This is a genomic window from Micromonospora sp. NPDC049048, assembly GCF_043197615.1.
GTDB lineage: Bacteria > Actinomycetota > Actinomycetes > Mycobacteriales > Micromonosporaceae > Micromonospora.
The window spans coordinates 42,122-55,216 of sequence record NZ_JBICTM010000014.1; the positions used below are offsets into that span (position 1 = coordinate 42,122).

General features: G+C 69.5%; 12 protein-coding genes. 4 read left to right on the forward strand and 8 right to left on the reverse strand.

All coding sequences use genetic code 11. The features are described from left to right. Positions 1 to 112: 112 nt before the first annotated feature. The 6 genes from ACGFIG_RS29775 to ACGFIG_RS29800 form a co-directional block, all read right to left on the reverse strand. Positions 113 to 577 (reverse strand): flavin reductase family protein, encoded by a 465-nt coding sequence (locus ACGFIG_RS29775; protein WP_393008539.1) that lies wholly within the window; start codon positions 575 to 577, stop codon positions 113 to 115. 169 nt (positions 578 to 746) lie between these two features. Then, positions 747 to 1,733 (reverse strand): nucleoside-diphosphate kinase, encoded by a 987-nt coding sequence (locus tag ACGFIG_RS29780; RefSeq protein ID WP_393008541.1) that lies wholly within the window; start codon positions 1,731 to 1,733, stop codon positions 747 to 749. Positions 1,734 to 1,747: 14 nt separating this feature from the next. Then, entirely contained in the window at positions 1,748 to 2,905 is a 1,158-nt protein-coding gene (locus ACGFIG_RS29785; protein WP_091632293.1) for a nucleotidyltransferase family protein, read from the reverse strand. Next, positions 2,902 to 3,177 (reverse strand): phosphopantetheine-binding protein, encoded by a 276-nt coding sequence (locus ACGFIG_RS29790; RefSeq protein ID WP_091632298.1) that lies wholly within the window; start codon positions 3,175 to 3,177, stop codon positions 2,902 to 2,904. The genes ACGFIG_RS29785 and ACGFIG_RS29790 overlap by 4 nt, the downstream gene beginning before the upstream one ends. Continuing rightward, a complete protein-coding gene (locus ACGFIG_RS29795; protein ID WP_245715991.1) occupies positions 3,167 to 4,216 on the reverse strand; it encodes a pyruvate kinase in 1,050 nt (349 codons plus the stop codon). Before ACGFIG_RS29795 ends, ACGFIG_RS29790 begins: the two co-directional genes overlap by 11 nt. Positions 4,217 to 4,221: 5 nt before the next feature. Continuing rightward, a complete protein-coding gene (locus ACGFIG_RS29800) occupies positions 4,222 to 4,998 on the reverse strand; it encodes a hypothetical protein (RefSeq protein ID WP_393008543.1) in 777 nt (258 codons plus the stop codon). 233 nt (positions 4,999 to 5,231) lie between these two features. On the opposite strand from ACGFIG_RS29800, the gene ACGFIG_RS29805 reads away from it, so the two are divergent. Further along, positions 5,232 to 6,917 carry an ABC transporter ATP-binding protein gene (locus ACGFIG_RS29805; protein ID WP_393008545.1) on the forward strand — a complete coding sequence of 562 codons (1,686 nt, stop codon included), beginning with the start codon at positions 5,232 to 5,234 and terminating at the stop codon, positions 6,915 to 6,917. After that, the gene (locus tag ACGFIG_RS29810) at positions 6,914 to 8,662 is read left to right on the forward strand and encodes an ABC transporter ATP-binding protein (RefSeq protein ID WP_393008547.1); all 1,749 of its coding nucleotides are present in this window, start codon (positions 6,914 to 6,916) and stop codon (positions 8,660 to 8,662) included. Before ACGFIG_RS29805 ends, ACGFIG_RS29810 begins: the two co-directional genes overlap by 4 nt. A 12-nt stretch (positions 8,663 to 8,674) precedes the next feature. Here ACGFIG_RS29810 and ACGFIG_RS29815 read toward each other — a convergent pair whose 3' ends face one another. Next, positions 8,675 to 9,892, reverse strand: coding sequence for a macrolide family glycosyltransferase (locus ACGFIG_RS29815; RefSeq protein WP_393008549.1), 1,218 nt, complete (start codon positions 9,890 to 9,892; stop codon positions 8,675 to 8,677). A gap of 104 nt (positions 9,893 to 9,996) precedes the next feature. Between ACGFIG_RS29815 and ACGFIG_RS29820 the strand changes: the two genes are divergently transcribed. Both ACGFIG_RS29820 and ACGFIG_RS29825 read left to right on the forward strand, forming a co-directional pair. Continuing rightward, positions 9,997 to 10,875: an alpha/beta fold hydrolase gene (locus ACGFIG_RS29820; RefSeq protein WP_393008551.1), complete on the forward strand. Its 879-nt coding sequence runs from the start codon at positions 9,997 to 9,999 to the stop codon at positions 10,873 to 10,875. Between the two features lie 113 nt (positions 10,876 to 10,988). Then, the gene (locus ACGFIG_RS29825) at positions 10,989 to 12,017 is read left to right on the forward strand and encodes a radical SAM protein (RefSeq protein ID WP_326564258.1); all 1,029 of its coding nucleotides are present in this window, start codon (positions 10,989 to 10,991) and stop codon (positions 12,015 to 12,017) included. Positions 12,018 to 12,207: 190 nt separating this feature from the next. On the opposite strand, the gene ACGFIG_RS29830 is transcribed toward ACGFIG_RS29825, so the two are convergent. Continuing rightward, complete coding sequence (locus tag ACGFIG_RS29830) at positions 12,208 to 12,795, reverse strand: LmbU family transcriptional regulator (protein ID WP_393008553.1); 588 nt, start codon at positions 12,793 to 12,795, stop codon at positions 12,208 to 12,210. Positions 12,796 to 13,095: the final 300 nt, after the last annotated feature.

Here is a 13,095-nt window from a genome sequence, read left to right on the forward strand (position 1 = left end):
GGTCGCCATCGATGGGACCGTGTCCGGGGGCTCGTCGGCCGCCGAACGCGCGGCATCGGCACGGAGGTTCAGCATGTCTTCTCCTTCGCTGGCGGGATGGCCTAGGCACGAACTACGACGTGGGCGCGACAATGCGGGTGATCGAGTGGTAGCGGCGTTGGCAGTGGACGAGCGGGCCGCCGGATCGGACGATGGCCAGGTCACCGACCGCTGCGATGACCACCGAGTGCGTGCCGGCATCGTGCAGGTCGACGATGTCGCACGCGATCCAGGCCAGCGCGCCGGCAACGGCCGGTATGCCCGCACCGTTCGCCGGCCAACTGACCAGGGAGAAGCCTTCGGGATCCACCTGGTGGGCCAGAATCCTGCTGACCCGGTGCTGGTCCTCGGCGAGGACGTTCACACACAGTCGGACGGATTTCCTCATCCGTTGCCAGGTGCGCGACGAACGGTTGACGCAGAACCCGATGAGGCACGGGTGGATCGACACCGAGAAGAACGACCCGATCGTCAAGCCGGTCGGGCCGTCGTCGCCTTGGGCGGTGACGGCGACGACGCCGGTCGGGAACAGCGCCATCACCTCCCGGAAGGCGGCAGCGTCCGGCCGTCCGGATGACATGTGGTGTGGCGAGCAGTCGGTTGTCACGGCTCAGCCGATCAACTGGCCGGGGTGAGCTTCGGCAGCCCACCCGGCGCGGTGCCGATGTCGCGTCTGCTGCCGGTGACGCGGGAGGCGCTCGGCTCGGTCATGGCCCTGTCCTTTCTATGAGGGAGTGGAAGCCCCAGCCGCTGACCAGAACCGTCTCCGCCCAGTCGTCGAGGTCCACGCGCAGGTTCCGCAGGTGGCCGACGACACCGTCGCCGAAGGTGGCCGCCGTCTGCGACATCTGCATCGACCAGGTGAGGTAGACGGACTCGGGGTCGCGGCGGCTGCTCAGCTCCTCGCGCAGCGGGCTGGCGTACCGCCACGGTGCCCGCAACGCCCGGGTCCGGCGTCGGTAGACCGGGTCCGTCAGGTCACCGCCGTGCGCCTGCTGGAGGGCGGTGCGCACCATGACTGCCTCCCGGCGGCACTCGATGCGCGGCTGGAGCCGGTCAAGCAGGGCGATCTGGGTGGCGGCCACGATCTGGTGAAAGGTCGGCAGCATCGCCGGCACGGCCGGGATTTCGGCGGCGTCGAGCACGGCCGGGCAACGTCGGCTGATCGCCTCGTCGACCCGTTGCTCGCCGAAGAACAGGCACGCCTCCCGGATCGCGCTGTCGGCGTCTTCCGACGAGTGGACGATCGACATCAGCATGTTCTGTGACCGGTAGCGGTAGCGGAGCTGCCCCGGACGCGTCTGCGCCGGGTTGGCCGGACCCTTCAGCACGGTCAGCCGCTCGGCCGCTCCCGTCTCGTTCGGCCCACCGGTCAGCAGCACCGCGACCGCAGGCGCCAGTTCGTAGTAGCGGGGCATGTACCACCACATGGGCCGCTGTCCCGCCTCGGCCATCCGGATCTGGGTCGACAGGTACAGCTCCTCGAGCTGCCGAGGGTGTGGCCGGACCACACCGATCTCCAGCGGCGTCAGGCCCTCCCGGCGAAGCTCGTCCAGGATCGCCCAGCTCAACCCCTGTCGCACCGCGTCGGGCCGGACCAGCAGAAACGCGAGGGGCGTGCAGTGCTCGCCGTGCCGCGCCCGTAACCGGGTCACGGCCCCGTCGTCGAGCGGCAGGGCATCGATCACATCCACCATCGATGACACTGCTACACGCTCGATCTCGTGCCGGGAACGTTGCTGCGCACCTCGACGGCGTGGCGCCGGCCGCGGTCGAACATGCGCTCGGTGAAGCCGACGTCCCACCGCTTCGGCGTGCCGTCGAAGCCGCCGTACTCGTCGAGATAGGCCGTGTCGGCCGGCTGGAACTCCTCGGCGAGCCCCGGCGGCACGGCCTCCGGATAGAGTTGCCGCGTGTAGTGCAGGGCGTAGTGCACGCTCGGCCCGCAGCCCAGCTCGTGTGCTCGAGTACGGAACCGGGACAGGTCCTGCGCCGTGCTGACGTGCAGCAGTTCGACGAGGTCGACGAACTTGCGCAAGGTGAGGTCCTTGTCGCTCTCGATGTAGTAGAGCAGGGTCGCTTCGGCGTGCAACTGCACGCAGGCGTCGATGAGTTGGTCGGCGGGGTCCAGCACCCGGGCGGGCTGGCCATAGATCACGGTGGGCGTCGCACGCTCCAGGAACGGGTCGGGGCTCAGCGGCAGGCCGGCGTTGGGCTGGAAGAGGCTGAAGCACGGGGAGAGGATGAAGGTCTCCACCTCGGGCCGGTGTCCCAGCTTGAGATAGGGCAGTGCCACGTTGCCCAGGTTGACCTGCCAATAGAGCGTGGTGCGCCGGTCGAAGGGCGCGATCCGGGTGCCCGTGGGCGTCACTTTCCCGACGTCGTAGCCGGCCGTGGTGGCCACCTCGGCAAGGACGGGCAGATCCGTACGCCGGATGAGGACGTCGAGGTCGGACATCCGCCGGGTGCCGGGATCCCGATAGAGGCCGTCCGTGAGGGCCGGGCCCTTGCGGATGACATACCGCAGCCCGGCGGCGTTGAGCTGCCCGAGCACCCGGCCGAACTCGTCGCTCAGGGCCAGGTTCCGACGCCGGGTGCCCTGGTAGACGTCGGCGTAGAGCCACGCGTAGGGCATCTGCTGGCGTCCGTCGTCGTCGTGCGAGAGCCGGTTGCGCAGGACGTTCCGGGAGATCAGCGGCAGCACCATGTGCCGGCTCGCCAGATCGACGAACCGTCCCCAGTCGAACTCCTCGTGTCGGGTCAACAGGTCATGGACCCGACCACGCACGTCGGTGTCGGGCCGTAGCCGCGCCAGCGCGACCAGGAGGCGCGCCTCCGCCGGCAACTCGAGCTCAGGACCGGTCATCGGCCGACCTCCGCTTCGCCGGGTGCGTTGCCGGCACAGCCCATCAGGGCGGCGAGCTGACCGACATCGACGGAGTGGAGATCGAGCAGTGCGTCGTCGGGCACCGGGACGTCGAACTCCTCCTCGAGTTCGAGCAGCAGACTCACCAGGGCGAGCGAGTCGACGCCCTGATCGGCTGGTCGCAGGGTCGCGGTCAGCGGGGCGGCCGGGTCCAGCCGAGGCAGGTGGGCACGCATGATCTTCTCGAAGGCGGACGGCCAGCTATCGGGCATGGGTCTCCCTCTCCATCTGTTCGGTCCGGTGGCGTTCGGCGCGTTCGATCACCCGTCGGCAGACGTCCACCACGTCGACCGGGCGGCGGCCGAATCCGGTCTCGCCCGCCAGCACCAGGTAGTCGGCACCGTCGAGTACGGCGTTGAAGATGTCGGCGACCTCGGCGCGGGTGGGACTGGCCGCGGTCCGCATGGAGTGCAGCAGTTGAGTGGCCACCATCGAGCTACGTCCGCGGGCCGCGCAGCTCGCGGTGACCTGCTTCTGCACCACCGGCACGTCCTCGAACGGGATCTCCAGGGCCAGGTCCCCCCGGGCCACCATCAGCCCGTCGAAGGCATCGATGAGCGGCGGGAGCGCGCGTACCGCATCCGGATGTTCGATCTTGGCGATCAACGCCGCTTCCGGCGCGATCCGGTGCAGCGCCTCCCGGTCGGACGGATGGGCGGTGAAGGACAGCGCGATCATGTCCGCCCCCAGGTGACGGGCGAAGGCGGCATCGTCGCGGTCCCGCGGGGTCAGCCCCACCGGAATCGGCTGCCGGCCCGGCAGGGTCACCCCGCGCCCGTCGGTCACCGGGCCACCCTGCGTGACCGTGCAGGTCATGGTGCTGTCGTCGGCCTCCTCCACCCGCAGCACCACGGCACCGTCGTCGATCAGCACGTGCGAGCCCGCCTGCGGCACCGCTCGCCAGCCGTGGATGAGCCAGGTGCGGTGCGAATCGAGATCGCCCGGTGCTGCGGCCAGGACCACCTTCTCGCCCGGCTCCCACCGCGCCGCCCCGTCACGCAGGCGGCCGATCCGGTTCTTGCGGCCCTGCAGGTCCGCGAGGACGCTGACCGTCCGGCCCTGCCGGTCGGCTTCCGCCCGCACGGTACGGACCGTGGCGAGGTGCCGTTCGCGGCTGCCGTTGACCATGCTGAGCCGCACCACGTCCACGCCCGCCCTGATCAGCGCGGCGAGGCACGCGGGGTCGGCGCTGGCCGCGCCGATGGTTGCGACTATCCGGGTACGCCGTACGGCGGCCGTCGCTGTGCTCACGGCCATCACCGCGCGCTGCATCGGTGGTACTCGCGCACCATGCGGCCCGGGTCGTCGGCGATCACCGGGGTGACACCGTGCAGGATGCCGGCGCCGTAGGTGTTGTTGACGAAGAACACCTGGCCCGGTGCGGGAGCTCCCAGGTTGATGCCGAACTCACGTGTCGCCGCGTCGCCGTACTCCGCGCGCAGCACCGGCTTGCTGCCGGGTGTGGGCTCGACGGACCACTCGAACGCATCGTCGAAGGACAGCTCTCGCGCCTGCATGAGGGCCCGCGCGTCGACCAGCAGAAACTCGCCGCCGACAAACCCGCGGACCGGACCGTACAAGTGCGAGAAGAGCATCGCATCGCGGTCCGTATGCAGTGCCTTGAAGCTCCAGCTGCTGCCGTACTGCTCCGGCGGAATGACACCATCGCGGGTCACTGATTCCTTGACAATCGGCGTAGCGGAAGAACTTAGCTCGTCGCATCGGGTGACGAATTGTTCCCACACTGCGGAAAACAGAACGCGGTGCAGTCGGCGGCCGTCGGCGACGTCCGCCATGGGCAGACCGTCGACCACGGCGGCACCGGCGGCTGGCCGCTCCGCCGGACGCAGCAGCCGATCCACCACGGCACCGACCAGGGCGGGAGCGGTGACATCACCGCCGTGATCAGAGATCCGCACCGTGATGTCGGTAAATGCTGGCAATTTCACTGCCGTGCCGGAGACCGCCATCCGGTCCAGCGCCGACCGCCTTATACGCATCGATTCGGGGGCAGGTGGGGGTTCGGTAATCATTCCAAGGCTCGCTCTCTCCGGTCATCGGGAGATCTCGCACCGCTGTGGCGCACCTTTCGCCATTCTGCACACGTCCTGTCTCGCCGGCGAGACGAGACGATCGTCAAAGTTTCCGCATCCGTGGCTCATCGGCGAACGGCATGGTCGAACAGACTGCGGGTAGTGTCGCCGCTATGCGCATCGGCACAATATTGCGCCGCCTCGGTGACCATTGGGGCGGCACCAGTGTGGTGATGGCGTCCCATCTCGTGCAGGCGGCCGCCGCCCTGTGGCTGCCTCTGCTGACCGCCCGCCTGGTCGACGACGGCCTGGCGTTCGGGGACCGCGGACGGATCGCGGTGACCGGGGCGGTGATGCTGGGCGTGGCCGTCGTCCAGGCGCTCGCGGCCGCTGTCGCCGTACGGACGGCCACCACGATCGCCGAGGCGATCGGGCGGGACCTGCGGGAGGAGGTCTTCGTCGCCGCCCAGCGGCTGAGCATCGCGCAGGTGGCCCGCTTCGGGACGTCCTCGTTGACGGTACGCACCATCAACGACGTCCAGCAGGTGCAGCAACTGCTGCAGATGCTGCTCGCGGTCGCGGTGCCGGTGCCGATGATCTGCGTCGGCGGCATCGTGCTCGCCGCCTTCCGCGACGTGCAGTTCACCGTGATCCTGCTGGCCGCGATCCCGGCGCTGATGCTGCTGACCACCGGCGTGCTCCGCGCCATGCGGCCCCTCACCTCGGTGGTGCAGGGTCGCATCGATGTCATCGACCGGCTGTTCGACGAGCAGATCACCGGCGTACGCGTCGTCCGGGCGTTCGGCGCCGAGTCGCACGAGGAGCAACGCCTGCAGCGGTCCGGGGCCGAGCTCGCCGGGGTCGCCCTGCGCGCGGGCCGGCTGTCCACACTGGTGCTCCCGGCGGGTTCTCTCCTGGTGAACCTGCTGAGCGCCGTCACCGTCTGGCTCGGCGCGGGCCGGATCGCCCAGGGCTCCCTGGGGATCGGTGAGCTGATCGCCTTCATCAGCTATCTGGCCCTGGTGCTGAGCTCGATCACGACGCTCAGCTTCCTGTTCACCACGCTTCCGCGCGCCGAGGTGTGCGCCGTCCGGATCGGCGAGGTGCTTGCCGAGCGGCCCGACGTCGTCGCGCCGGCCCGGCCACGGACCGCGCAACCCACCCCTGGCTCGGTCGAGACGCGTGCCCTCCGTTTCGGCTACCCGGGCGCGGCCCGGCCGGTGCTCGTGGACGTCACCCTGACCATCCGGCCCGGCGAGCAGGTCGCGGTGATCGGCGCGACCGGAAGCGGCAAGTCGACGTTGCTGCACCTGGTGGCACGGCTGGCGGACAGCACCAGCGGGGCGGTGCTGGTCGGCGGCTCCGACGTCCGGCAGCTCGACCCCACGGTCCTGTCGCGCGCGGTGGCACTCGTACCGCAGCGGCCGATGCTGTTCTCCGGGACCGTCGCGACGAACCTGCGCCAGGGCCGCACCGGGGCCACCGACGCGGACCTCTGGGAGGCGCTCGACGTGGCGCAGGCGCGGGAGTTCGTCGAACGGCTGCCCGGTGGGTTGCGGGCCGAGGTGGGGCCCGGCGGCGCCAACCTCTCCGGCGGCCAGCGGCAACGACTGGCCATCGCCCGCGCGCTGGTCCGCCGCCCCGACATCTATCTGCTCGACGATGTCACCTCGGCGCTGGACCAGACCACCGCGACCGCGGTGGAACGGGCGCTGGCACTGGCGCACGCGAACGCCACCAGGATCGTGGTGGCCCAACGTGCCGAGGTGATCCGGCATGCCGACCGCGTCGTCGTGCTGGACGCCGGGCGGGTCGTCGGCCTCGGGACACCCGCCGAGCTGCTGGCCGGCAACGCCATCTACCGGGACATCGTGGCGGCCGAGCCCAGCCACGACGACGTCATGGACATACCCGCGTGAAGCGCTCGGACTCGGCACGGCGACTGACCGCTCGCCTGGGTGCCCACCGCCGGTTGTTCGTCGGCCTGTTCCTGCTCGGGCTGACCAGCGTGACGCTCAACGTGCTCGGCCCTGCCCTGCTCGGCCGCGCCACCGACCTGATCGTCGCGGGCGTGACGAGCGACCGGGGCGTCCCGTTCTCCGCACTCGCCCGCGTGTTGCTGCTCGCGGCGGCCACCTATGTGCTCTCGGCGGCCTGCTGGGCGTTGCAGGGCCGGGTCACCAGTCGGCTCATCCAGCAGACCGTGCTCCGGCTGCGAACCGATCTGGCCGCGAAGGTGAACCGCCTGCCGATCAGATACTTCGACCGGCAGCCACGCGGTGAGATGCTGAGCCGCGCCACCAACGACGTCGACAACGCCGCGGCGACCCTGCAGCAGACGATCAGCCAGATCACCAACTCGCTGCTGCTCTGCGCAGGGTTGTTGACCATGATGATCATCATCTCGCCGCTGCTCGCATCGGTCATCACGGCCACGGTGCTGGTCCTGGTCGTCCTGAACATCGCGCTCAGCAGACGGGCCCAGGAGCGGTTCGGCGCACGCTGGGCCACCTCAGGTGACCTGCACGCACACGTGGCCGAGATGTACACCGGCCACGCCACCGTCGTGGCGTTCCAGCAGCAGGGCGAGGCGCTGCGCGGCTTCCGGCGCCTCAACGACCGGCTCCGGGCCGACGGGCTCCGGGCCCAGACCACCAGCGGACTGGTGACACCTGCCATGACCCTGCTGTCCAACCTGGGCTTCGTCCTGATCGCAGTGGTGGGCGTCGCACGCGTCGCGGCCGGTGCCGTGACGATCGGCGAGGTCCAGGCGTTCCTGCAATACTCCCGCCAGTTCAACGGACCGCTTACCCAGCTCGCCACGCTCAATGCGGTGATCCGGTCGGGCCTGGTGTCCCTCGACCGCATCTTCGAACTACTCGACGCGCCCGAGCTGGACAGCCGGCCCAGCGTCGCGGTCCAGCGGACCCGGCCGGCCGGTCAGCTGGTCTTCGACCGGATTCGCTTCGGGTACGACCCGGCGACCCCGGTGCTCCGCGAGCTGGACCTGACGGTCGCGCCCGGCGAGACGCTGGCGATGGTCGGCCCCAGCGGCGGCGGAAAGTCGACGCTGGTCAACCTGCTGCTCCGCTTCTACGACCCGGACCACGGAACGATCCGCCTGGACGGGGCGGACCTGCATGCGTTGCCCCGCGAGCAGGTGCGGTCGGTGGTGGCGCTGGTGCCGCAGGACGTCTGGCTGCGGCACGGCACGGTGGCCGAGAACATCGCGTACGGGCAGCTCGACGCGACTCGCCAGCAGATCGAGGCGGCAGCGCGCGCAGCCCACGTCGACGACATCATCCGCGCGCTGCCGGACGGCTACGACACGGTCATCGAGGACGGCGGCTATCTGAGCACCGGTGAGCGGCAGCTGGTCACCATCGCCCGGGCCTTCCTCCGCGATCCCGCGGTGCTGGTGCTGGACGAGGCGACCAGTGCGGTCGACTCGCATACGGAGCGCCTCGTCCGGCAGGCCATCAGGCGGCTGACGCACCAGCGCACCGCGGTCATCGTCGCGCACCGACTCGCCACCATCCGTGACGCGGACCGGATCGCCGTGCTGGACGAGGGCCGGATCGTCGAAAGTGGCGACCACGCCGGCCTGCTCGCCCTTGACGGCGCCTATGCGCGGCTGCACCGCGCGCAGCGTACGGACGGATGAGGCAGGGGTGGCTCAGACAGCGACCGCACGTCGGGCGAGGAAGGCCTCGGCCGCGTCGGCCGCGACGATCGCCCCGTCGCCGCGGAGGTGCCGGTCGCGGAAGCCGCGTACGGCGGCGCGCTCCGGGGAGTCGCCGAGCAGGGCGGTGGCGGCGTCCCGTAACGCGCTCGCGGAGAGTTCTCCCGCCGTGAGCCGGCGACCGAGGCCGAGTTCCGCCACCCGGGCCGCGTTGACCTTCTGCTCCGGGCGCTCCGGCACGACGACGGTGGGCACCACGGCCAGCAGGGACTCCATGACCGAGTTCATCCCGCCGTGCGACACGAAGACATCCGCGTGGCGCAGGACGGCCGGTTGGGGCACCACCGACGCGACGACGACGCCCTCGGGGACCGGCCCGAGAGCCGCGACGTCGAGATGCTCACCGACGGCCAGCACCACCCGCCAGTCGGCGGTGCCGAACGCGCCCAGCGCGGCCCGGTACACCTCCGGACGGTTCGACGCGGTGCCGAGCGCGACCAGCACCAGGGGCGCCTCGCCCGGCGGTGGTTGCCAGCCGTCGTCCGTGCCGGCGGGCATCGCGCTCGGTCCGGCGAACACGAAATCGTCGGCGAAGGTCTCACCGGCCGGCTGGAAGGCCCGAGGCAGGAACACGATGTTCAACCCGGGGGTGGGCTCCGCCATCATCACCGCGGCGGTGTTGACGCCGTGCTGCACCGCCAGGCGGCGCATGTCCCGCCAGACCGGTCGCAGTGCGGCGCGCTCCGGGCCGCTCATGCCGGCGGCCTGGAACTGTGCCCGGGTGTGCTCGTTGCCGGCGATCGTCGGCAACATTCGGATCCCGGGCAGGCCGAGGCGCTCCGCAATCATCCGGCCCGGCGGCGTCGACATGTCGTAACAGACGCTGTCCGGTCCGTGCGCGACGGCCCACTGATACAGCGCCTGGTATCCGTTCTCGACGAGGTCGGCGTAGAGGCGCATTCTTTCGACGTATCGAGTCGGTCCGCTGTCCGCCGTCGGAGTGCCCGGCGGCAGCGCGAACCCGATCGGCAGGAATTCTGCCCCGGTTGCCGTCACTGCGGCGGCGAATCGATCACTGGTCGCGTAGGTGACCCGATGGCCGCGACGGACCAGCTCGGCGGCGAACGGCAGTGTCGGATTCACGTGGCCGTCTGCGGGAAGGCACACAAAAAGCAGGTGCCGGCCGACCTGCTCGTCGGCGATCTTTCTCATGGAAATCTCCCGAATGTTCGGCCCGCCGTGGCGGAGGAATTCAATATCCTCGGTCCAGTATCGCCGCATGCCCTACGAACAACCATTCCCGACCGAGGAGAAAAATGGAAAAATATGTCGACGTCGCCCCCGGAATTCAGTTGTACGCACGGCTGGACGGGCCGGCCGGCCGGCCCGTCGTGCTGCTGGTCGCGGGGGCGAATGCCGCCGGGTCGAGCTGGCCGGACGGCCTGGTGTCGCAGCTCACCCGCCATCACCGGGTCCTGCGTTACGACCATCGCGACACCGGCCGTTCGACCCGGGTCTTCGACCGGGACCCGTACCCGGTGACCGTCCTCGCCACCGACGCGGTCGCCGTGCTCGACGCGTTCGGCATCTCCCGCGCGATCGTGGTCGGCACGTCGCTCGGCGCGCAGCTGACCCAGCTTCTCCTGCTGGACGCCGCCGATCGCGTGGCCTCGGCCGTCCTGCTCTGCGCGGCGGCGCTGCCGATGCCCGACGCTCGGCAGTCCGACCACCCGGGCCCGTCGCCCGCGCTGGCCCGGGTGTGGCGCGGCCTGGCGGAAGCTCGCGACCCTGCGGAGGTGGTGGAGTGGAAAGTTGAGCAGTGGCGGCTGCTCAACGGGCCGCGATTGCCCTTCGCCGAGAACGCCTACCGCCGGCTGGAGCGTCGTGCCGCCGCCGCACGAGGGCCGGCCGGACCGCTACTGGGCCCGCACGTCCGTGCCGATCCCGGCAGACTGGCCCGCCGCCCGGAACTCGCCCGCGTGCGGGTGCCCACACTGGTGCTGGAGGGGTCCTGCGACCCGGTTAATCCGCCGCCCTGTGCGGCCATTCTGACCGCGTCCATTCCTACCTCCCGCCGCGTCACCCTCGCCGACATGGCTCACTTGATACATCCGCTCGTGGCTCCGCAGATCGCGGCTCAGGTCGCCGGATTCGTCTCGCCGGCGGGACATCGGTTCGGACCTCCCCCGACTTGAGTCGACCACGTCGAGGCCCCAGGATAGGAATCGGCGCCCGGCAATTGCCCACCCCCTTGGAAGGGCGTTCGGCGCATGCTCATCACCCTCTTCACAAGTGCTGGGAGAGACGAATGCAGAAACCTCAGAAAGACCCGGTCTACGTGCGCGCTTCGGTCTGGCCGAAATGCGATCTGGTCTGCCGTTACTGCCCGGTCGAAGAGGGAATGGAAAATCGTGTACCGGCAAGGTACGCCGGACAGCAACTGACCACTGAGCAATACTTGCGCAACGCCGCGGCGATCGCTTCGGCCGGCATTGGCGGCATCTCGTTCACCGGTGGCGAGCCGACGTTGCGCCCAGACCTGGGTGACATCATCGAGGCGGTCCGCCCCATGTACGAACGGGTGGAGTTGACCACCAACGGCGCCCGCCTGCCGAAGATCACCGACGCGGTGAGCCGGCACATCGATCTGCTGAAGATCTCGCTGGACAGCGTGCGGCAATCCGACGTCCTGCAGATCACCGGCCGCCGCTTCGCGTACGCCCACGCGACCGAATCGATCCAGTGGGCGATCAGCGAACGTGTGCCCCTTGCTCTTAACGCGGTCCTGATGCGTCGCACCCGTGACGTCCTGGACCAGACCATCGATTTTGTCGCCGACCTGGTGTCCGACGCGCGCTCACCAGTGCACCTGAGCCTGCTCGACTTCTACTACTCACCCAGCCGGCGGGCCGAGTGGCAGGAGGACTACCTGCCTACCGACAAGGTCCTCGAACTGCTGACCGACCGCTACGGCGAGCCGGAGATCCAGGAGCGGTTCGGATGCCGCTTCTACTGGTACGACGCTAACGGCTTCAGCGTGCGCCTCAAGGACTCCTACAGCGCCACGATGCGCGCGCCCAAGTGTGAGGGCTGTGCCAGTTACTGCCAGGAGGGCATCTACGGCATCAAACACTCGGTGGAGGGGTGGCTGACCACCTGCCCGAGTGACCGGGAGGACCTTGGCAACCTGCTGCATCCTGACCTCAGCGATGAGCAGTTGACCGAGCGGGTGACCGCGATTCTGGCCGACGTCGACAACGCGAGGTCGACACCGGACTCGTTCGACGTGATGTGCCGGACCCACGATTTGCGGCCCGCGGCAGCGGTCGCGTCCTGACGTCGCGAGCAGGATGCGGCGGCGCAGGAAAGCCGCTGAATGCCGGCGCAGCGCGTCGACCGGGCGTGCTGCGGGCGCCGGCCGTGAACGTCGGCGGGTATTGAGACCTCCGGTTTCGGTGTGGACGTCGGCGCCCCACGCCTCGCCGGAGGTCTCACCCCCGCCACGCCGTCGACGCCCTTCATGGGTGCTACCGCTGGCCGCCGGTCGCGCCAAGGGCCTGCGCCGCAGCCCGATCGAGGGCTTGCACGATCCAGGCGTCCAACGAGGTGTTCAACTCGGCGGCGGCCTTCTGCCAGGTGTCGATCCGGTCCGTCGACACCCGGACCCGGGGCAACTCGGCGGCCTTCCGGTCAGCGCGCTGGGCGGCTCGTCGGTGATTGCGCAACTGGATCCGCAGTCGGTTACGCGACCATCCCTTTTCGGCTGCCAGGTCGAGCCAGTGGTCCTGTTCGGGCTCCGGCAACGCGGCCACCTCCGTGTGGTGCTGGAAGCTCAGCTCCTCACGGCGGCGACCGATGGGGAACTTGCGGGCGATCCAGGCATAGTTACGTAATGTCTGGTATTCCAGGCCAACCCGCTCCACGGTCTCGGCGTATCTGCGCTCGTAGCGTTCCTGCCCGTAGATCAACCAGTCGCCGAGGCACCACGCGAAGGAGTCGACCAGCCGACTGATCCGGAAGCCGGCGTCGGCCCAGTCGTCGAAGGCGAGGTCGGAGGGTATGACCAGGCCTGTCCGCGTCGTCAAGATTCCGGTGCCTCCGTTGCCCCGTTCCACGGCCGTTTTCCTGGCGCTAACCACGCAGATTCACTCCCCGTTTTGGATCTGTTACAAACTGCAAGGAAGCCTATCCGAAGGGACGCACCGCTCGAAGTGCTTCCATCAGTGACACTTGTCGGCATCCTGCTTGTCCACTTGGTACTGTCTTGTGGCGCTCTGGTTCTTATGCGGCGGGAACTCGTCCCGGCGGTTGGCGGACTCCGCAGCGAAGCGTTCGCGAGTTGCCGCGGTCGGAGCAGCGGGCGACTGTCTGTGCGCGCCGAAAGATCGACTAGTGCCGTGACCACGAACGTTGAC